The organism is Streptomyces sp. NPDC059582 (genome assembly GCF_042735715.1).
Taxonomy (GTDB): domain Bacteria; phylum Actinomycetota; class Actinomycetes; order Streptomycetales; family Streptomycetaceae; genus Streptomyces.
This window is the reverse complement of the sequence record NZ_JBHWCC010000021.1, coordinates 1-20,423: the sequence shown is the minus strand read 5'-3', so window position 1 is coordinate 20,423 and position 20,423 is coordinate 1. Positions and strand designations below refer to the sequence as shown.

Genomic DNA, 20,423 nt, shown 5'->3' with positions numbered 1-20,423 from the left:
TCCGCGCATGTCCGACGACGCGCCGACGCCGGGGGCACCGGAGAACGCGGCCCCGCAGGGCCCGGCTCCGACCGGCGACACGGCTGCCCGGGTGTCCTTCGGCAAGGAGCCGGCGGACGCCGAGCCGGCCGACCGGGTCTCCTTCGACAAGGGGGCGGGCGCGCAGGCACCGCCGGTGCGGGACACGATCCCCGAGGCCGCCGCGGCTCCCGAGTCCGCAGCGGCCCCCGGTGCCGCCGGAGCCCCCGAGCCCGCCGCGGCTTCCGCACCTCGCGGGGTGAGCCCCTGGGCCGCTCCCGCGGACGGTCCCGGCCACACCATCGCCTCGGGCATCGGGCCGACGCCCGCGCCCCCGTCCGTCCACGACCAGCAGACGGTCATGGCCGTGCCCGGCACGGACAACGGCACGGGCAGCGGCGCGCACAACTCCGCGGCGGCGGCCCAGCCGTGGGCCAGCCCCTTCGCCGCGCCGGACCCCGGCGGTCAGGGCGGGCACGGCGGCGCCTTCCCGCCGCCGCACCACATGGCAGCGGCAGGCGGTCCGGCAGGTGCGCCCGGCAACCCCTTCGCACCGCCGGTGCACGGCGGCGGGCCCGTCCCGCCGCCGCCCATCGCTCCGGACGGTCCCGGGCAGATGCCGTACGGCTATTCCGGCGGCTACCCCTATCCCGCACAGCCGAGCTACGGCGGCGGCGCCCACGCCCCGGGGGCCGGTGCGCCCGGTTACTACGGCTGGCCGGGTATGCCGCCGTTGATGAACAACGGGTTGGGCACGGCCGGGCTCGTGCTCGGCATCCTGTCGGCCATCGTGTTCTGCCTCTGGCCGATCGCGATCGTCCTGGGCGTCCTCGCCGTGATCTTCGGCGTGATCGGCCGCAAGCGGGGCAACCGCGGTGAGGCCTCGAACGGGGGCCAGGCCCTGGCCGGCGCCATCTGCGGCGGGGTGGGCATCGCCCTGGGTGTCGGAATGATCGTCCTGCTGATCGTCGCGCCCTGAGGGCGGACGGGGGCGGGACGAGGGGAGCCGGGACAAGCCGAGCCGCGAGTGCGGTGCGGCGAGTGCGGTGCGGTGAGTGCGGTGCGGCGAGAGGGACGAGGCGAGACGGGCGGCCCGCGGCGGGCCCGTCCGGTCAGCCGGTCCGCGCCCGCAGTCGCTCCCGCGCCTCCATCAGCGCGAATCCCAGCAGGTTCGCTCCCCGCCACCGCTCCGGATCCGCCGCCGCCTCGTCGGTCGCGGCGAGACCGATGCCCCATATCGGTCGACGGGGCTCGCCTCCACCAGGACGCGTTCACCGGTGCCGAGCAGGAAATCCCGCAGCGCGGGGTCGGCGGTGAACTTGTGGACGCTGCCCTCGACCACGATCCGGAACCGCTCGCGTTCCCACCGGGCCTCGTCGAAGCCGCGCACCAGCCGCCCGGCCTTCTTCGCCTGCGAGGGATGGGCCGCGGCCAGCGCCCGCCGCTCCGCCTCCGCGTCGCCGAACAGCCGTGCCTTGCCCGCCATCATCCAGTGCTCCGCGGTCGCGTAGACGACGTCGTCGACCGTGAACGGCGCGGGCCACCACTGGCTCAGACAGCTCGTCCCGATCCGGCCGTCGGGTGACGGACGGTGTCCCCAGAAGTGCAGGTACTTGACTCTCGCCCCCGCACGGACCTCCCTGACCAGGGCTTCCAAAGAATCGATCTTCCCCATGCACGCGAGTCTGGCACGCACCACTGACACTCCGTCCTGCCTTTTCCAAGCCGACTCGACACCTGGTCGACAGATTCCGTCGCGTAACCAAAAGGCAACAACGGAATCACTTGTTGGAGTCCCTTTGCTCTGTCAGGATCGGCACTCAAATCGAGCTGGAGCTACGCCACCCGCCCCCACGCAGGCGGGGCGACGGCGGAGGAGAGCGACATGCAGAACCCGGGCACAGCCAACGCCACCCCGGACCGGTTTCCCGCCCAGGAGCGTTTCGCGCAGGGCGCGCAGTTCATCGCGGGCCGTCTGACGAAGGGCACCTCCGGCCGTACGCACGCGGTCGTGGACCCCGCCACAGGCGAGGAGGTCTACACCTATGAACTGGCCGGCCCCGACGACGTGGACGCGGCCGTCGCCGCCGCCCGCGCGGCGTTCCCCGGCTGGTCCGGTGCCACGCCCGGTGAACGCTCCGACGCCCTGCACCGTTTCGCCGCCGTGCTCGCCGAGCGCGCGGAGGACCTCGCCCGAGCCGAGTCGCTCCAGTGCGGCAAACCCCTCAAGCTCACCCGGGAGTTCGACGTACCGGGGACCGTCGACAACACCGCCTACTTCGCGGGTGCCGCCCGCCATCTCCAGGGGCAGTCCGCGGGCGAGTACTCCGGTGACCACACCTCGTACGTCCGCCGTGAGGCCATCGGCGTGGTCGGCTCCATCGCCCCCTGGAACTACCCCCTCCAGATGGCCGCCTGGAAGATCCTCCCGGCGATCGCCGCGGGCAACACGATCGTGCTGAAGCCCGCCGAACTCACCCCGCTCACCTCCCTGCTCTTCGCCCAGGCGGCGACCGACGCAGGGATCCCGGACGGTGTCATCAACATCGTCACCGGTACCGGCAGGGAGGCGGGCGAGCGCCTGGTCGGCCATCCCGACGTGGCCATGACCTCGTTCACCGGTTCCACCGCCGTCGGCAAGCGCGTCGCCGAGATCGCGACCGCCACCGTCAAGCGGATCCATCTGGAACTGGGCGGCAAAGCCCCGTTCGTCGTCTTCGACGACGCCGACCTGGAGGCCGCGGCCAACGGCGCCGTCGCGGGCGCCCTCATCAACACCGGCCAGGACTGCACGGCCGCCACGCGCGCGTACGTGCAACGCCCGCTGTACGAGGCTTTCGTCGCGCGGACGGCCGAGCTCATGGAGACGGTCCGGCTCGGCGACCCCTTCGCCTCCGGTACCGACCTCGGGCCGCTGATCTCGCACGTCCAGCGTGACCGCGTCGCCGCCTTCGTCGACCGGGCGCGGGCCTACGCGCGCGTGGTGACCGGCGGCGAGGCTCCTCAGGGAGATCTCAAGAACGGCGCGTACTATCGCCCCACCCTCGTCGCGGACGCCGCGCAGGACAGTGAGATCGTCCAGTCGGAGATCTTCGGTCCGGTGCTGGTCGTGCTGCCGTTCGACGGTGATGACGAGGGCATCCGGCTGGCCAACGACACCCCCTACGGCCTCGCCGCCTCCGCCTGGAGCCGGGACGTGTACCGGGCCAACCGCGCGACCCGCGAGATCAAGGCCGGGTGTGTGTGGATCAACGACCACATCCCGATCATCAGCGAGATGCCGCACGGCGGCTACAAGCAGTCCGGCTTCGGCAAGGACATGTCCATGTACTCGTTCGAGGAGTACACCCAGATCAAGCACGTCATGTTCGACAACACCGCGGTGGCCCGCAAGGACTGGCACCGCACGGTCTTCGGGGACCGGCCGTAGTCGGAGAGCTGGTAAAGCCGACCACCGCCGGGCGAGAATCCAGGCCGCCCGACCCGCGGCCGCCCACCCTCCCGAAAGGGCACCACGCGCATGGAGCAGTACGAGCCCGACCGCCTGACCCCGGCCCAGACGGCCGCCGTGCGGCGCAGCTTCCGCAACGGCAGGGCGGCCATGACACGCCGGTCGCTGCTGCGCGCCTCCGCGGGCGGTGCGCTCGCGGTCGGCGGAGTCGGCGCGCTGAGCGGCTGCGGGATCCCCGCGGCCGGCCGGACGCAGGGCGGCACCGCCACCGAGGACCACTCGGCCAAGGAGAAGACCGTCGGCTTCTCCAACTGGACCGAGTACATGGACGTCGACGACAGCGGCAAGCACCACCCCACGCTCGACGCCTTCGCCGAGCGGACCGGCATCACGGTCAAGTACACCGAGGACATCAACGACAACAACGAGTTCTTCGGCAAGATCAAGCCGCAGCTCGCCGCCGGCCAGGACACCGGCCGCGACCTCATCGTCCTCACCGACTGGCTGGCCGCCCGCCTGATCCGGCTGGGGTGGGTCCAGAAACTGGACCCCTCCAACCTGCCGCACGCCTACACCAACCTGTCGGCGCAGTTCCGCGATCCCGACTGGGACCCGGGCCGCGCCTACTCCTATCCCTGGCAGGGCATTTCGACCGTCATCGCCTACAACAAGAAGGCGCTCGACGGCATCGAGGTGAAGTCGGTCTCCGACCTGCTCGACAACCCGAAACTGAAGGGGCGCGTCGGCTTCCTGTCGGAGATGCGCGACAGCATCGGCATGACGCTGCTGGACATGGGCAAGGACCCGGCGAAGTTCACCGACGACGACTTCGACGCGGTGATCGCCCGCCTCCAGAAGGCCGTCGACAAGGGCCAGATCCGCCGCTTCACGGGCAACGACTACACGTCCGACCTCACCTCGGGCGACTTCGCCGCCTGTGTCGCGTGGGCCGGTGACGTCGTCCAGCTCAAGGCGGACAGCCCGGACATCGACTTCATCATCCCGGACAGCGGCTACATGACGTCGACCGACAACATGCTGGTCCCGAACAAGGCGCGCCACAAGACGAACGCCGAGCGGCTCATCGACTACTACTACGAGCCCGAACCGGCCGCGGAACTCGCCGCGTACATCAACTACGTGTGTCCCGTCGACGGGGTGAAGCCCTACCTGGCGAAGATCGACGAGGACGCGGCGAACAATCCACTGATCATTCCCGACCAGGCCATGGCCGCCAAGTCCCACGCCTTCCGCTCGCTGAGCAGCAAGGAAGAAACGGCCTACGAAGGTAAGTTCGCGAAGCTCACAGGGGCGTGACCATGATGAAGAACGACAACAGCGGCGACGTCCGCCTCTCCGGGATCAGCAAGACCTACGGCTCCTTCACCGCCGTACACCCGCTCGACCTGACCGTGCCGCAGGGCTCCTTCTTCGCCCTGCTCGGCGCCTCCGGCTGCGGCAAGACCACCACTCTGCGCATGATCGCCGGCCTGGAGGAACCTTCCTCCGGCACGGTCTTCCTCGGCGACCAGGAGGTGACCCATCTGCCGCCGTACAAGCGGCCGGTGAACACGGTCTTCCAGTCGTACGCGCTCTTCCCGCACCTCGACATCTTCGAGAACGTCGCGTTCGGTCTGCGCCGACGCGGCATCAAGTCGGTGAAGAAGCAGGTCGAGGACATGCTCGAACTCGTCCAACTGGGCGAGCAGGCGCGCAAGAAGCCGCACCAGCTCTCCGGCGGCCAGCAGCAGCGCGTCGCCGTGGCCCGCGCGCTGATCAACCACCCCAAGGTGCTGCTCCTCGACGAGCCGCTCGGCGCCCTCGACCTCAAGCTGCGCCGCCAGATGCAGCTGGAGCTCAAGCGCATCCAGACCGAGGTCGGCATCACCTTCGTGCACGTCACGCACGACCAGGAGGAGGCCATGACCATGGCCGACACGGTCGCCGTGATGAACGCGGGCCGTGTCGAGCAACTCGGCTCGCCCGCCGACCTCTACGAGAACCCGAACACCACTTTCGTCGCCAACTTCCTCGGCACCTCCAACCTCATCGAGGCCGAGGTCGACACCAGGAGCGGCGACGACATCGTCCTGAAGGCCGGCGGCGGCAAGCTCGTCCTGCCCCAGGCACGCTGTTCCGCGCCCACGGCGACCGGCGGCAAGGTGCTGGTCGGCGTCCGCCCGGAGAAGATCTCCCTCACCCACGCCGACGAGGCGGGCGAGATACCCGAGGGCCGCAACCGCATCACCGGCCGGATCGCCGACTCCAGCTTCATCGGGGTCTCCACGCAGTACGTCATCGACAGCCCGGTCTGTCCCGAGTTCGAGGTCTACGCCCAGAACATCGACCGAGACGCCCGGCTGGTGCCCGGCGCGGAGGTCGTCCTGCACTGGAACCCCGCGCACACCTTCGGCCTCGACGCGGCTCAGTCCCTGCTCGCCGGGACGGTGGGCTCCGCCGGGGCCGAAACGGTGGGGTCGGAAGAGGGAGCGGCCGCCTGATGTCGACGCTCACCGAGGCGCCCCCGCCGCTCGCGGTGGAGGCGACCGTGACGAAGCCCCCGCGCAGGCGCGGCCGATGGACGCCGTACTGGCTGCTGCTGCCCGGCATCCTCTGGCTGGTCGTCTTCTTCGCCCTGCCGATGATCTACCAGGCCTCCACGTCCGTGCAGACGGGCTCCCTGGAGGAGGGCTACAAGGTCACCTGGCACTTCGCGACCTACTGGGACGCGCTCAGCGAGTACTGGCCGCAGTTCCTGCGCTCGGTCCTCTACGCGGGCGCCGCCACTGTGCTGTGCCTGGTGCTGGGCTACCCGCTGGCGTACCTGATCGCCTTCCGCGCGGGCCGCTGGCGCAACCTCATCATGATCCTGGTGATCGCGCCGTTCTTCACCAGCTTCCTGATCCGCACCCTCGCCTGGAAGACGATCCTCGCGGACGGCGGCCCGGTCGTCGGCGCCCTCAACACGCTGCACGTCCTGGACGTCACCAGCTGGCTCGGCTGGACCTCGGGCGACCGCGTCCTGGCCACGCCGCTGGCGGTGGTGTGCGGTCTGACGTACAACTTCCTGCCGTTCATGATCCTGCCGCTCTACACCTCCCTGGAGCGCATCGACGGACGGCTCCACGAGGCGGCGGGCGACCTGTACGCCAAGCCGTTCACGACCTTCCGCAAGGTCACCTTCCCGCTGTCGATGCCGGGCGTGGTCTCGGGCACACTGCTGACCTTCATCCCGGCGGCCGGCGACTACGTGAACGCCGAGCTCCTCGGCTCCACCGACACCCGCATGATCGGAAACGTCATCCAGACGCAGTTCCTGCGCATCCTCGACTATCCGACCGCCGCGGCGCTCTCCTTCATCCTCATGGCCGCGATTCTTCTCATGGTCACCCTCTACATCCGCAGGTCCGGGACGGAGGATCTGGTCTAAATGCCCTTCGTCAACTGGCTCAAGCGCCATTTCGTGGTCATCGCGGGACTGCTGACCCTCGCTTATCTGCTGCTCCCGAACGTCATTGTCACGGTGTTCTCCTTCAACAAGCCGAAGGGGCGCTTCAACTACGCGTGGCAGCAGTTCTCCACGGACGCCTGGAAGGACCCGTGCGGCGTCGCCGACATGTGCGGCTCGCTCTCGGTCAGTCTCCAGATCGCGTTCTGGGCGACGGTCGGCGCCACCGTCCTCGGCACGATGATCGCCTTCGCGCTGGTCCGCTACCGCTTCCGTGCCCGCGGCGCCGTGAACTCGCTGATCTTCCTGCCGATGGCGATGCCCGAGGTCGTCATGGCCGCCTCATTGCTCACGCTGTTCCTCAACATGGGCGCACAGCTCGGCTTCTGGACGATCCTGATCGCCCACATCATGTTCTGCCTCAGCTTCGTCGTCACCGCGGTCAAGGCGCGCGTGATGTCGATGGACCCGCGCCTGGAGCAGGCGGCACAGGACCTCTACGCCGGACCGGCGCAGACGTTCCTGCGCGTTACCCTGCCCATCGCGGCCCCCGGAATCGCCGCGGGCGCGCTGTTGTCCTTCGCGCTCTCCTTCGACGATTTCATCATCACCAATTTCAACGCGGGCTCGACCGTCACCTTCCCCATGTTCGTCTGGGGTTCGGCACAGCGCGGAACGCCCGTTCAGATCAACGTCATCGGTACGGCCATGTTCCTCGTCGCCGTACTGTTCGTCCTGGTCTCGATGGTCATCACCAATCGCCGCACCAAGCAAAAGGCATGAACGCACTGTAGGGAGTTGAAATCATGGCCCCAAGCGCCATGACCCGGTGGACCAAGTCTCTTTCCGAAGCACAGCCGGTTCCGTACTGGCTCGAAGATCCCGGCAAGCCCCACCCCGAGCCCGCGCTCACCGGCGCCGAGACCTGCGACCTGCTGGTCGTCGGCGGCGGCTACAGCGGACTGTGGACCGCGCTGATCGCCAAGGAACGCGATCCGCACCGCGACGTGGTGCTGCTGGAAGGCCGTGAGGTGGGCTGGGCCGCCTCGGGCCGCAACGGGGGCTTCTGCGCCGCCTCCCTCACGCACGGCCTGCCCAACGGTCTGACCCGCTGGCCGGACGAGATCCACACGCTCCAGGAGCTGGGCGTCCGCAACCTCGACGAGATCGAGAAGGCGGTCGCCCGCTACTCCCTCGACTGCGACTTCGAGCGCACCGGCGAGATCGACGTCGCCACCGAGACGTACCAGGCGCGGGAACTGCGCGACTGGTACGCGGAGCTGGAGGAGAAGGGCCTCGCCGAGGGCGTCGACTTCCTGGACGCCGACGCCGTGCGCGAGCAGGTCGCCTCGCCGACCTTCCAGGCGGGCCTGTGGGACCGGCGGGGCGTGGCCATGGTCGACCCGGCCAAGCTGGCCTGGGGCCTGAAGAAAGCCTGCCTCGAACTCGGCGTCCGCGTCCACGAGCACACCCCCGCGCTGACGCTCAAGCCGTACGGCGCCGGCATGACCGTCGGTACCCCGTACGGCGAGGTGCGCGCCCGCCGGGTCGCGCTCGGCACGAACATCTTCCCCAGCCTGGTCAAGCGCGTACGGGCGTACACCGTCCCGGTCTACGACTACGCGCTGATGACCGAACCGCTGAGCGAGGGGCAGCTGGCGTCGGTCGGCTGGCGGAACCGGCAGGGCCTCGGCGACTCGGCGAACCAGTTCCACTACTTCCGGCTGTCGGCGGACAACCGGATCCTCTGGGGCGGCTACGACGCGATCTACCCGTACGGCGGCCGGGTGCGCGCCGAGTACGACGACCGCCCGGAGACGTACGCCAAGCTCGCCGGGCACTTCTTCACCTGCTTCCCGCAGCTGGAGGGCGTCCGCTTCACCCATGCGTGGGGCGGGGCGATCGACACCTGCTCGCGTTTCTCGGCGTTCTTCGGCACGGCCCACCAGGGGAAGGTCGCCTACGCGGCAGGTTTCACCGGGCTGGGCGTCGGTGCGACGCGCTTCGGCGCGGACGTGATGCTGGACCTGCTGGCGGGGGAGCGGACCGAGCGCACCGAGCTGGAGATGGTGCGCAAGAAGCCGCTGCCCTTCCCGCCCGAGCCGTTCGCCTGGACCGGCATCGCGCTCACCAAGTGGTCGCTGGCGCGGGCGGACGCCCACGCCGGCCGGCGCAACCTGTGGCTGAAGACCATGGACCGGCTGGGCCTCGGCTTCGACAGCTGACGGCTCACCGCCCGGGCCTCGGCTTCGACAGCTGACGGCTCACCGGCTGACCAGTCGGGCGGCTGACTGGTCGACCGCCGGGTGTGACCCGGTTCACTCCTTCGAGGAGCCGGAACCCGCGTAATGCTGCGGCGTGACCTCCCTCTCCCTCGTGACGCGAAAGCGTCGACGAGAGACAGGGAGGTCCTCTCATGACAGGGGCGAAGACGGCGGTCGACTGGCTGGCATCCGTCGCACCGGATCCCGAGGCCTGCCGCTGGGAGTGGGAGCGCAACCCGCTCGGGATCGCGCTGCTGCCGGCCGGCAAGGCCTGGGACGTACTGATCCTGCCGGGCGAGCTCGGCTATCCCACGCTCGACGTGCTCACCCGCATCCTCGACCAGCCCGGGCCCGTGCTGGTCGACTTCGGCGACGCGCGCATGGGGTTCCTGGTACCGCCCGGCACCGCGTCCCGCTGGCTCGGCACCGGCATCCGCACGGCGGGCGCCGGCACCTGGATCGTGGTGCCGTACCCGGGCCGGTCGACCGGCGGAGTCCGCTGGCTGGTCCCGCCGGACGGCTCCGGCACACTCACCGATCCCGCCCTCCTCGAACTGGCCATGCACGAGGCGGCGGCGGGTCTGGCCGGGCAGGAGGACCGGTAGCCGCGGCGGCGACCCTCGGGCCGGTCGCCGCGACGCCCGTGGGCCGCCCGGCCGTTCCGCCGACGGGACGCCGAACGGATGTCGACGGGACGCCGACCGGACGCCGACCGGCAGAGGTCTTGACAACCGGATTGGTCTGGACCAGGTTGGGCGCGCTCCTCCCTCCTGAATTCCCCCATGCCTGGAGGCAGTTGTGGAACGCACCGAACGCAAGGGCCCCGACCGGCCGCTACCGCTCCGGCGCAGGCTGCTGGCCGTCTGTACGGCCACGGTCCTGGCCGTACCGGGCCTCGCGGCGCTCTCGTCATCCGCCCGTGCGGCCGACGCGGACCTGGTCAGGAACGGCGGCTTCGAGTCCGGCCTCGACGGTTGGTCCTGTACGGCGGGCGCGGCCGTGAACTCGCCGGTGAGAAGCGGTGGTTCCGCGCTGCGGGCGATCCCGGCCGGCAGCGACAACGCGCAGTGCTCGCAGACGGTGACCGTGAGACCCGACGCGCAGTACACCCTCGCTGGGTACGTCCGCGGCAGCTACGTCTACCTCGGCGCGAGCGGCACCGGCACCACCGACGTCTCCACCTGGACCCAGTCCGCGCCCGACTGGCAGCGGCTCTCCACGACCTTCCGCACGGGGCCGTCCACCACGAAGGTCACGATCTACACCCACGGCTGGTACGGCACCGGTGCCTACTACGCCGACGACCTCTCCCTCGTCGGTCCCGGTGTCGACGTGGGCCTGCCCCCGTCCGCTCCCACCGGGCTGAAGGCCGGCACGGTCACCTCCTCGACCGTCGCGCTGTCCTGGTCGGCGGTGACCGGCGCGACGGGTTACGCGCTCTACCGCGACGGCGTCAGGGTCCAGACGGCCACCGGGACCTCGGCCACGGTGGGCGGACTCACGCCCTCGACGGCGTACGCCTTCCAGGTCGCGGCGACCAACGACGCGGGGGAGTCCGCGAAGTCGGCCACGGTGACGGCGACGACCTCCGCGGGCTCCGGCGGCTCGGGCGGCCTTCCGCCGCACGCCCTGGTGGGCTACCTCCACGCGAGCTTCGCCAACGGCGCCGGCTACACCCGGATGGCCGACGTCCCGGACAGCTGGGACGTCATCGACCTGGCCTTCGGTGAACCGACCTCGACCACGTCCGGCGACATCCGCTTCACCCGCTGCCCGGTCACCGAGTGCCCCACGGTCGAGAGCGACGCCGACTTCAAGGCGGCGATCAAGGCCAAGCAGGCGGCGGGCAAGAAGGTGCTGATATCGATCGGCGGCCAGAACGGCCAGGTGCAGCTGACCACCGCGGCCGCCCGCGACACCTTCGTCTCCTCGGTCTCGAAGATCATCGACACCTACGGTCTCGACGGACTGGACATCGACTTCGAGGGTCACTCGCTCTCGCTGGACGCGAGCGACACGAACTTCAAGAGCCCGACGACGCCGGTGATCGTGAACCTGATCTCCGCGCTGAAGACCCTGAAGGCGAGGTACGGTGCCGGCTTCGTCCTCACGATGGCCCCGGAGACCTTCTTCGTCCAGCTCGGTTACCAGTATTACGGCACGGGCAAGTGGGGCGGCCAGGACCCGCGGGCCGGCGCCTATCTCCCGGTGATCCACGCGCTGCGCGACGACCTCACGCTCCTGCACGTCCAGGACTACAACTCGGGCCCGATCATGGGCCTCGACAACCAGTACCACTCCATGGGCGGGGCGGACTTCCACATCGCCATGACCGACATGCTGCTCACCGGTTTCCCGGTCGCGGGCGACACCGGCAACGTCTTCCCGCCGCTGCGTCCCGACCAGATCGCCATCGGCATGCCGGCCTCGACGAACGCGGGCAACGGCTACGTGTCCCCGGCGGAGGTGGACAAGGCGCTGGACTGCCTGACGAAGAGGACGAACTGCGGCTCGTACGCCCCGCACGGCACCTGGCCCGTACTGCGTGGCCTGATGACGTGGTCGGTCAACTGGGACCGGTTCGCGGGCTGGGAGTTCCAGCGCAACTTCGACGGGTACTTCGGCTGACCTCCCGGCCGAGGAACAGGGCCAGCGCCGTGAGCAGCACCGCGGACAGGCACCAGCTCGCCAGCACGTCCAGCGGCCAGTGGTACCCGCGGCGGACCAGGCCGCAGACGACCGCGAGGTTCAGGGCGACGCAGATCGCGACGAGCCCGCGACGGGCTCGGGCGGTGCGCAGCCGCGGCAGGAGGAGCAGGGTCGCGGCGCCGTAGGCGACGGCGGCCGTCGCGGTGTGCCCCGAGGGGTAGAAGCCCGTTCCCGGGCCCATGACCGGTGGGCCCGGGCGGGCGACCAGCTCCTTCAGTGGCACGATCACCACCGCCACGGCCGCCATCAGCACCGCCGCGGCGGCCGGTGGCACCCACCAGCGGTGCTGCCCGGCCGACCGGGCGGACAGGGCCACGTGCCCGAGGACGACGGCCAGGACGGGAACCGCGACGGCGACACCGCCCAGGTCGGCGAGGAGTTCCCAGAGGCGGCCCGGACGGACCAGGAAACCGCTGACCCGTTCGTCCGCCCGCAGCAGCGGACCGTCCGCGACGACCTGCCAGGTGATGAGCGCGAACAGCAGCGCCGACACCGCGGGCAGGAGCAGGAGGAAGGACACCGGGCGGGCGGCGGTCGGCGGCGCGGGAGCGGCCTCGGTCAGCGGGTCCGGGCGGGTCGGCATGAGGGCCAGCCTGTCATGCGGGCCGGACACAGGTCGGCCGCCCCGGAACAGGGGGGGCGTTCCGAGGCGGCCGACCAGATCGGAACGCCGCGCGCCCCGGGGGGTTTGGGGCGGGCGACCGTCCGATCGGTGAGGAAATCCGGAGCCGAGGGCCCCGGTTGTGTGCGCGAGGGCACGACCAGGTCGAAGCTGGGGAAGCCCCGGCCTGAGGTCACCCGCAGTCCCCTGCGGGTGAGGGTGTATCTCTCATCTGGAAAGAACCTACGGCAGCGGATCCCCGTTAGACAGGCGGAAGCGAGTCCTGCCACCTACCCCGCACACCTTCTTCACACCCGCTCCCGCACGGTCGTCAGACGTGCGGGAGGGTGGCTCAGATGCGCGCGAAGGCCTGCTCGATGATGTCGAGACCCTCGGTGAGGAGGTCCTCGCCGATGACCAGCGGGGGCAGGAAGCGCAGCACGTTGCCGTAGGTGCCACAGGTCAGGACCAGCAGGCCCTCCTGGTGGCAGGCCTTGGCCAGAGCGGCGGTCGCCTCCGGGTTCGGCTCCTTGGTGGCGCGGTCCTTGACCAGCTCGATGGCGATCATGGCGCCACGGCCGCGGATGTCGCCGATGACGTCGAACTTCTCGGCCATGGCGGTGAGGCGCGGCTTCATGATCGCCTCGATGTTCCGGGCCTTGGCGTTGAGGTCGAGCTCCTTCATCGTCTCGATCGCGCCGAGCGCGCCCGCGCAGGCCACCGGGTTGCCGCCGTAGGTGCCGCCCAGGCCGCCCGCGTGCGCGGCGTCCATGATCTCGGCGCGGCCGGTGACGGCGGCGAGCGGCAGGCCGCCCGCGATGCCCTTGGCGGTGGTGATCAGGTCCGGGACGATGCCCTCGTCCTCGCACGCGAACCACTGTCCGGTGCGGCAGAAGCCGGACTGGATCTCGTCCGCGACGAAGACGATGCCGTTGTCCTTGGCGAACTGGCTGATGGCCGGGAGGAAGCCCTTCGCGGGCTCGATGAAGCCGCCCTCGCCGAGCACCGGCTCGATGATGATCGCGGCGACGTTGTCCGCGCCGATCTGCTTGTTGATCATGTCGATGGCCTGGGCGGAGGCCTCGGCGCCGGCGTTCTCGGCGCCGGTGAGCCAGCGGTAGCCGTACGCCACCGGCACCCGGTAGACCTCGGGCGCGAACGGGCCGAAGCCGTGCTTGTACGGCATGTTCTTCGCCGTCAGGGCCATCGTGAGGTTCGTCCGGCCGTGGTAGCCGTGGTCGAACACGACGACCGCCTGACGCTTGGTGTACGCCCGCGCGATCTTGACGGCGTTCTCGACGGCCTCGGCGCCGCTGTTGAACAGCGCGGACTTCTTGGCGTGGTCACCCGGGGTGAGCTCGGCGAGGGCCTCGGCCACCGCCACGTAGCCCTCGTACGGGGTGACCATGAAACAGGTGTGGGTGAAGTCGGCGAGCTGCGCGGAGGCGCGGCGCACGACGGCCTCGGCGGACGCGCCGACCGAGGTCACGGCGATGCCGGAGCCGAAGTCGATGAGACGGTTGCCGTCGACGTCCTCGATGATGCCGCCGCCCGCACGGGCCGTGAAGACAGGGAGTGTGGACCCCACGCCGGCCGCGACCGCGGCGACACGGCGGGCCTGCAGCTCCTGCGACTTCGGGCCGGGGATGGCGGTGACGACGCGGCGCTCCTGCGGAAGTGCAGTCATGGGGGCTCCCTGATGATCTTTCGAACCGGAGAATCCGGGTGGCGTTTTTCGGACGCTTGCTTTCTTTTCTCGCAGGCTAGGGCGGGGAGGGAGGGGTGGGCATGCTCCATGTGGGCGTTTTCGGCCGCTGCGGTTGTCCGCCGTGGACATAGAGCGGCGTTGGAGCATTGCCGCAGGCCCGGCCGCGTATGCGGTGAACTCCCCTTGCGGGGGCGTTAGATTGGCTCGCTGATGGTGGACGGAGCGGCTGGTCAGGGGGCAACGGCGATGGACAGCGACGGGACGCAGGACGCACGGGGTACGCACGCGAATCCTGTGCCGCGCCCGGCGGGGCCGCCGAACGTGCCGGCGCGGCCGAAGGTCCCGCCACCGCCCGCGCGCGCCCCGGAGCAGACGGCGCGCAGCCGGCCGGCCGTCGCCGACTGGCTCGACGCGCCCCGCCCGGAGGCCGGTCCCGGCATCTGGCGCTTCGGATACCGCCTGCCCAAGGCCGCCCGGGCCGCGCAGCGACTGGCCCCGGTCACCATCGTCGGCGTGCTCGTCCCGTTGGTGGTCGCGCTGGTCCTGTGGTCCCTGTGGCGGCGCGGCAGTCTGCCGTACCAGTGGGCCCTGCTGCGACTGTTCACCCCGGACGACTGGTGGTGGGGCGGCACCCTGGCGTCCCCCAAGGGCATGCAGGGCGCCGAGGCCAGGGTGGTCTACGACGGCGTCTTCTTCGCCGTGCTGGTGTACGCCATGGGCCGGCTGGGCAGCTGGGGCGACATCGTCCGGCACGTGGTCACCCGGCGCGCGCAGCCCGCCCGCGCCCTGATCGCGGCCCTGGGCGCCCTGGCCACGCTGAGCCTCGTCTTCCCGAGCGCCTTCCCGGGCGTCGGGTGGGACGCCCTGCCCGTCGTGGACCCGCTGTTCTCCCTCGTCGTCCTGATCACCGGCGGCTACGACGTCTTCACCTCGGCCCTCACCACGGACGCCCTCTACGCCCTGATCACCCTGCTCGTCCTGTGGCCGTTCGCCAGGATCGGCGGCTGGTGGTCCCTGATCCGCACCTGGCGCGCCGCGCGCGACCGCGGGGCGACGGACCGGACCCCGCAGCCCGCGCCCGACGAGCCCCGCACCCGCTGGCCCGAGCTGCGCGAGGCCGGGCAGCACGAGGCGGCGGACATCCTCACCGCCGAGGTGCTCGCGGGCCGCATGAACGACGTGGACTGCGCCCGGGTCGGGCACGCCTGGACGCAGGCCAGGAGCGGGGCGCGGCTCGCCGCCTTCACCGACGCCGTGCTGCGCCAGGGCGCCGCGGCGCTCACCCACCCCTCCGGCGCCCGCGACCTGCCCGGCCGCCGGGCCCGGCACGACCTGCTCGCGGGCCAGGTGCGCATCGGGCGCTGGGCGGGCGGGGACCGTACGCCGCTCACCTACGGCGGGGTCGGCGCGGCCCTCGGGCCGGAGACGCTCGGCACGTCGCTGCTCGTCGTGGGGCCGTCCGGGGCCGGCAAGACCCGGCACGTGATCGCCCCCGTCGTCGAGTCCCTCGCCCTCCAGGCGCTGACCGGGCGGTGCGCCGTCGTCGCCGTCTGCGCCGCCGGAACGGCGCTCGGCCCGGACTCGGCGTTCGACGTCGTGGTGCGCGTCGGTGACCCCGGGTCCGTCCACGACCTCGATCCGTACGCCGAGTCCGACGACCCCGACGAAGCCGCCGCCCTGCTCGCCGAGGCGCTGGCCGGCGACCTCGACACCGTGGGCGCCCAGCGGGCCGCGACGGCGCTCGCCCAGTTGCTCGGCCCGTACCGGGCCGCGTACGGCGCGTTCCCCTCGCTGCCCGCCCTGCGGGAGCTCCTGGAAGGGGATCCGGGGGCGCTGGCGGCACTGCGCGAGGCGCTGGCGCACGAGCGGCACGCCCCGATGCGCCGGGAGCTCGACGCCCGGCTGCGACAGGCCGGCACGCCCGCCGACCCCGCCCCGGCGCTCGCCGACCGGCTGGCGCTGCTGGACCGGCCGGCCTTCGCCGACTTCTTCGGCGCGGGCGACACAGCGATCTCGGCGAGCCGCCCGTTCTCGCTGCGCGCGGTGGCCCACCATCCCCTCCGGGTCCGTATCGACCTACCCGAGCACGGCCACGAGGAGGCCTCCCGGCTGATCACGCGGCTCGTGCTGGCCCAGTTCGCCGCCGTCGTCCGCGACGGCGACCGGACCCACTTCGCCGCGCTCGTCCTCGACGACGCCACCGGCACGCTCACCACCGAGTCGGTGCGCCGGATGCAGCGGCTGCGCTCGCGGAACGCGGGCGTGGTGCTGGCACTGCGCACGGTCGCCGACGTCCCCGAGGCCCTGCACGGGCCGCTGTACGGGGCGGTCGGCTGCCGCATGGCCCTGTCCGGTGTCACGACCTGGGACGGCAGCCGGTTCGCGGCCGCCTGGGGCACCGAGTGGGTGGAGACCCGGGACGTGGCCGAGCACACCGTCTTCGCGGACCAGCCGATGACCCGCGCCATCCACGCCCTGCGCAAGCTGGTCACGGGCAAGGCGGTGACCACGGAGGCGGTCACCGTGCGCCAGGTCGAGCGGGAACGCTGGTCGGCGTCCGAGCTCGCGCACGGGGTGCCCCCGGGGCACGCCGTGCTGTCGCTGACGACGGTCGGGGGCGACCACGCGCCGCCCTTGCTGGTGGACCTGAGTGACGGGCGGACAGTCCGGGACCGCTGAGCTGCGCGTGTGACCGTACGGTCACCCGGTGACCATACGGTGAGGCAGAATCGGCATAGGTTGTTCATACGTGGCGGCCAAAAGATCGCGATGATCACATAAGCCACACGGACCATGCCGAACACACAGACCTGAAGGCCTCATGCCCCCCACGCTCGCCTCACTCGTCCACCACTCCGCGCTCAAACTGACCGTGCGGGCGGGAGAGGACCGCCTGGACGTGCCCGTCCGGTGGGCACACGTCAGCGAGCTCGCCGACCCCGTCCCCTACATGGAGGGCGGGGAGCTGCTGCTGATCACCGCGCTGAAGCTGGACGCGGAGGATCCGGAGGCGATGCGGCGGTACGTGAAGCGGCTGGTGGGCGCGGGCGTGGTGGGGCTCGGCTTCGCCGTCGGCGTCAACTACGAGGACATCCCGGCCGCACTCGTCGACGCCGCCGGGCAGGAGGGGCTCCCGCTGCTCGAGGTGCCGCGCCGCACACCGTTCCTCGCCATCAGCAAGGCCGTGTCCGCCGCGATCGCCGCCGACCAGTACCGCGCCGTCACCGCGGGCTTCGCCGCCCAGCGCGAACTGACCCGGCAGACGCTGAACTCCGGCCCCGAGGGTCTGCTCGCCGCGCTGGCCGCCCAGGTCGACGGCTGGGCCGCGCTCTACGACGCCTCGGGCGCCGTCGTCGCGACCGCGCCCGAGTGGGCGCTGCGCCGGGCCGCCCGGCTGACGGCGGACGTGGAGCGGCTGCGCGAGCGGCCTGCCCCGGCCTCGTCGGTCGTCGGCGGCCCCGGGAACGAGGACCGGGTCGAACTCCACTCCCTCGGCACCGGCAGGCGCCCGCGGGCGGCGCTCGCCGTGGGCACGGCCGCCGCCCTCGGCACCGCCGAGCGCTACGCCGTCCACTCGGCCATCGCGCTGCTCACCCTGACCACCGAACGCTCCCGCTCACTGCACGCGGCCGAGCAGCGCGTCGACGCCGCCGTGCTGCGCATGCTCCTCGCCGGGGAGCCGGACCACGCCCGGACCGTCGCCGGGGACCTCTACGGCGGCCTGCTCGACGCGCCCTTCCGGGTCATGGTCGCCGAGTCGGCGTCCGCGTCCGCAGCGGCCGCGCGCACGCACGCCGAGGCGCCCGCGCCCGTGACCGGCGCCAAGCCGTCCGCGGCCGCGCTGCTCGCCGCCGAGGCGGGTGGTGATCCGCTCGGCGGGCTGGCCGAGACGGCGGAGTCCGCGGCCGCGCGGTCCGGGGAGGCCGTACTGGTCGTCCCGGAGGGCGAGCGGCTGGTCGTCCTGGCCGTGGACGGGGGCGCGGCCGTGACGGCGTGCGGGGAGTACGCGACGGCGCTGGAGGCGGCGCGGGCCGCGGGCACCCGGGAGCAGGCGGCCGGCGGCGAGGAGGACGAGCTCGTCGTGGGTCTGTCGGCGCCGGCCGGTCCGATCGCGGCCGCTGCGGCGTACAAGCAGGCCGAGCAGGCGCTGTCCGTGGCCCGGCGGCGCGGGCGGGTGTTCGTCGAGCACGAGCAGCTGGCCGCGGGGTCCGTGGTCCCGCTGCTAGCCGACGACGCGGTGAAGGCGTTCGCGGACGGACTGCTGCGACCGCTGTACGAGCACGACGCCACCGGGCGGGGGGACCTCGTCGCCTCGCTGCGGGCGTGGCTGTCCCGGCACGGGCAGTGGGACGCGGCGGCGGCGGACCTGGGGGTGCACCGGCACACGCTGCGGTACCGGATGCGACGGGTGGAGGAGATCCTCGGCCGCTCGCTGGACGATCCGGACGTCCGGATGGAACTGTGGCTGGCGCTGAAGGCGACGGCGGGGGCGGCCGAGTGAGGCCGACCCCGCCCCCGGTACGGGACGGGTAGAGGGGTAGGTGCGGCCGGCGCGGGAAGACCCCACGCCTCCGCTCCGCTGGACGGCAGGACTGTGCCGAATCGGAGCACCCCGGGCCGCCACCACTCCGCCCCGGACAAACGCCCCGCCGTGGTCCCGGCCCTACCGTGGACGCGAAAGCCAAGAAAGAACATCTCCTACGCGGAAGGGCCGGGACTCGCACATGACTTCCACCTACGCCTTCTGGCTCGCAGGCCGCCAGGTCACCGGCGAGGACAGCTTCGACGTCACCTCCCCGTGGGACGGCCGGGTCGTCGGCAAGGTCAGCGTGCCGACGGACGCCCAGGTCGAGGAGGCCGTCGCCGCCGCGTACGCCGTACGGGACGAGTTCGCGGCCACCCCGGCCCATGTGCGCGCCGCCGCCCTGGACCACGTCAGCCGCCGCCTGGTCGAGCGCACCGAGGAGATCGCTCAGCTCATCTCCGCGGAGAACGGCAAGCCGATCAAGTGGGCCCGTGGCGAGGTCGGCCGTGCCGTCTCCGTGTTCCGGTTCGCCGCCGAGGAGGCCCGCCGCTTCAACGGCGGCGAGGCGCAGCGCCTCGACACCGACGCTGGCGGCCAGGGCCGCCTGGCGCTGACCCGCCGCTTCCCGAAGGGCGTCGTGCTCGGCATCGCACCCTTCAACTTCCCGCTGAACCTGTGCGCCCACAAGATCGCCCCGGCGATCGCGGCCGGCACGCCCATCATCCTCAAGCCGGCGCCCGCCACCCCGCTGTCCGGCCTGATCATCGGTGACCTGCTCGCCGAGACCGAGCTGCCGGCCGGGTCCTGGAGCATCCTCACGGTCTCCAACGACCGCATGCCCGCCCTGGTCCAGGACGAGCGGCTGCCGGTGATCTCCTTCACCGGTTCCGAGCAGGTCGGCTACGCGATCATGGACTCGGTGCCGCGCAAGCACTGCACCCTGGAGCTGGGCGGCAACGGCGCGGCCGTCGTCCTCGGCGACTTCGCGAGCGACGCGGACCTCGACTGGGCCGCGACCCGCATCGCCACCTTCTCCAACTACCAGGGCGGGCAGTCCTGCATCTCGGTACAGCGGGTCATCGCGGACGCGTCCGTGTACGACCGGCTGCTGCCGCGCATCGTCGCCGCCGTCGAGGCCCAGGTCACCGGTGACCCGAACGACGACGGCACGGACGTCGGCCCGCTGGTCAGCGAGGCCGCCGCGCAGCGCGTCGAGTCCTGGGTCGACGAGGCCGTCGCCGCGGGCGCCACCCTCCTGGCCGGCGGCAAGCGCGACGGTGCCTCGTACGCGCCGACCGTCCTCACCGGCGTGCCGTCCGACGCCACCCTCGCCCGCGAGGAGGTCTTCGGACCGGTCCTGACCGTGCAGAAGGTGGACGGCGAGGCCGAGGCGTTCGCCGCGGTCAACACCTCCAAGTACGGCCTCCAGGCGGGCGTGTTCACGCACGACCTCCAGGCCGCCTTCCGCGCCCACCGCGCCCTCGAGGTCGGCGGAGTCGTCATCGGCGACGTGCCCTCCTACCGGGCCGACCAGATGCCGTACGGCGGCGCCAAGCAGTCCGGTGTGGGCCGCGAGGGCGTGAAGTTCGCGATGGACGACTACACGTACGAGCGCGTGCTGGTGCTCACGGGCCTCGCCCTCTGAGTCACACCGCCCCGCACTCCGAAGGGGCCCGGCGCCGATCACCAAGGCGCCCGG

General features: G+C 71.7%; 14 protein-coding genes and 1 pseudogene. 12 read left to right on the top strand and 3 right to left on the bottom strand.

Annotated features, from left to right (window positions below):
• The first annotated feature begins 7 nt into the window (after positions 1 to 7).
• On the top strand, positions 8 to 997 hold the full coding sequence (locus ACFV0T_RS19360) for a DUF4190 domain-containing protein (RefSeq protein ID WP_385780248.1): 990 nt from the start codon (positions 8 to 10) through the stop codon (positions 995 to 997).
• A 133-nt stretch (positions 998 to 1,130) separates the two neighbouring features.
• Here the strand turns inward: ACFV0T_RS19360 and ACFV0T_RS19355 are convergent.
• Positions 1,131 to 1,693: pseudogene (locus ACFV0T_RS19355) on the bottom strand (NADAR family protein).
• 210 nt (positions 1,694 to 1,903) lie between these two features.
• Here ACFV0T_RS19355 and ACFV0T_RS19350 point away from each other — a divergent pair.
• The 8 genes from ACFV0T_RS19350 to ACFV0T_RS19315 all read left to right on the top strand — a co-directional run bounded on the left by ACFV0T_RS19350 (position 1,904) and on the right by ACFV0T_RS19315 (position 11,809).
• On the top strand, positions 1,904 to 3,448 hold the full coding sequence (locus ACFV0T_RS19350) for a gamma-aminobutyraldehyde dehydrogenase (protein ID WP_385780245.1): 1,545 nt from the start codon (positions 1,904 to 1,906) through the stop codon (positions 3,446 to 3,448).
• A 90-nt stretch (positions 3,449 to 3,538) separates the two neighbouring features.
• Positions 3,539 to 4,786 (top strand): spermidine/putrescine ABC transporter substrate-binding protein, encoded by a 1,248-nt coding sequence (locus tag ACFV0T_RS19345; protein ID WP_385780242.1) that lies wholly within the window; start codon positions 3,539 to 3,541, stop codon positions 4,784 to 4,786.
• A 5-nt stretch (positions 4,787 to 4,791) separates the two neighbouring features.
• Positions 4,792 to 5,970 (top strand): ABC transporter ATP-binding protein, encoded by a 1,179-nt coding sequence (locus ACFV0T_RS19340; RefSeq protein ID WP_385780490.1) that lies wholly within the window; start codon positions 4,792 to 4,794, stop codon positions 5,968 to 5,970.
• Complete coding sequence (locus ACFV0T_RS19335) at positions 5,970 to 6,899, top strand: ABC transporter permease (RefSeq protein WP_385780239.1); 930 nt, start codon at positions 5,970 to 5,972, stop codon at positions 6,897 to 6,899. The genes ACFV0T_RS19340 and ACFV0T_RS19335 overlap by 1 nt, the downstream gene beginning before the upstream one ends.
• Complete coding sequence (locus ACFV0T_RS19330; RefSeq protein WP_385780237.1) at positions 6,900 to 7,700, top strand: ABC transporter permease; 801 nt, start codon at positions 6,900 to 6,902, stop codon at positions 7,698 to 7,700.
• A gap of 23 nt (positions 7,701 to 7,723) precedes the next feature.
• The gene (locus ACFV0T_RS19325) at positions 7,724 to 9,142 is read left to right on the top strand and encodes an NAD(P)/FAD-dependent oxidoreductase (protein ID WP_385780234.1); all 1,419 of its coding nucleotides are present in this window, start codon (positions 7,724 to 7,726) and stop codon (positions 9,140 to 9,142) included.
• 191 nt (positions 9,143 to 9,333) lie between these two features.
• Positions 9,334 to 9,786 (top strand): hypothetical protein, encoded by a 453-nt coding sequence (locus ACFV0T_RS19320; protein ID WP_385780232.1) that lies wholly within the window; start codon positions 9,334 to 9,336, stop codon positions 9,784 to 9,786.
• A 193-nt stretch (positions 9,787 to 9,979) separates the two neighbouring features.
• Positions 9,980 to 11,809 (top strand): chitinase, encoded by a 1,830-nt coding sequence (locus ACFV0T_RS19315; protein ID WP_385780230.1) that lies wholly within the window; start codon positions 9,980 to 9,982, stop codon positions 11,807 to 11,809.
• Here ACFV0T_RS19315 and ACFV0T_RS19310 read toward each other — a convergent pair.
• Positions 11,748 to 12,473, bottom strand: a complete 726-nt coding sequence (locus ACFV0T_RS19310) for a phosphatase PAP2 family protein (RefSeq protein WP_385780227.1) — start codon at positions 12,471 to 12,473, stop codon at positions 11,748 to 11,750. The two genes, ACFV0T_RS19315 and ACFV0T_RS19310, sit on opposite strands and share 62 nt — an antisense overlap.
• A gap of 370 nt (positions 12,474 to 12,843) precedes the next feature.
• Complete coding sequence (gabT, locus tag ACFV0T_RS19305) at positions 12,844 to 14,178, bottom strand: 4-aminobutyrate--2-oxoglutarate transaminase (RefSeq protein WP_385780226.1); 1,335 nt, start codon at positions 14,176 to 14,178, stop codon at positions 12,844 to 12,846.
• Positions 14,179 to 14,445: 267 nt separating this feature from the next.
• Between gabT and ACFV0T_RS19300 the strand changes: the two genes are divergently transcribed.
• The 3 genes from ACFV0T_RS19300 (at position 14,446) to ACFV0T_RS19290 (ending at position 20,369) form a co-directional block, all read left to right on the top strand.
• The gene (locus tag ACFV0T_RS19300; protein WP_385780223.1) at positions 14,446 to 16,878 is read left to right on the top strand and encodes an ATP/GTP-binding protein; all 2,433 of its coding nucleotides are present in this window, start codon (positions 14,446 to 14,448) and stop codon (positions 16,876 to 16,878) included.
• 142 nt (positions 16,879 to 17,020) lie between these two features.
• Positions 17,021 to 18,700 carry a PucR family transcriptional regulator gene (locus ACFV0T_RS19295; RefSeq protein WP_385780220.1) on the top strand — a complete coding sequence of 560 codons (1,680 nt, stop codon included), beginning with the start codon at positions 17,021 to 17,023 and terminating at the stop codon, positions 18,698 to 18,700.
• 223 nt (positions 18,701 to 18,923) lie between these two features.
• The gene (locus ACFV0T_RS19290; RefSeq protein ID WP_385780217.1) at positions 18,924 to 20,369 is read left to right on the top strand and encodes an aldehyde dehydrogenase family protein; all 1,446 of its coding nucleotides are present in this window, start codon (positions 18,924 to 18,926) and stop codon (positions 20,367 to 20,369) included.
• Positions 20,370 to 20,423: the final 54 nt, after the last annotated feature.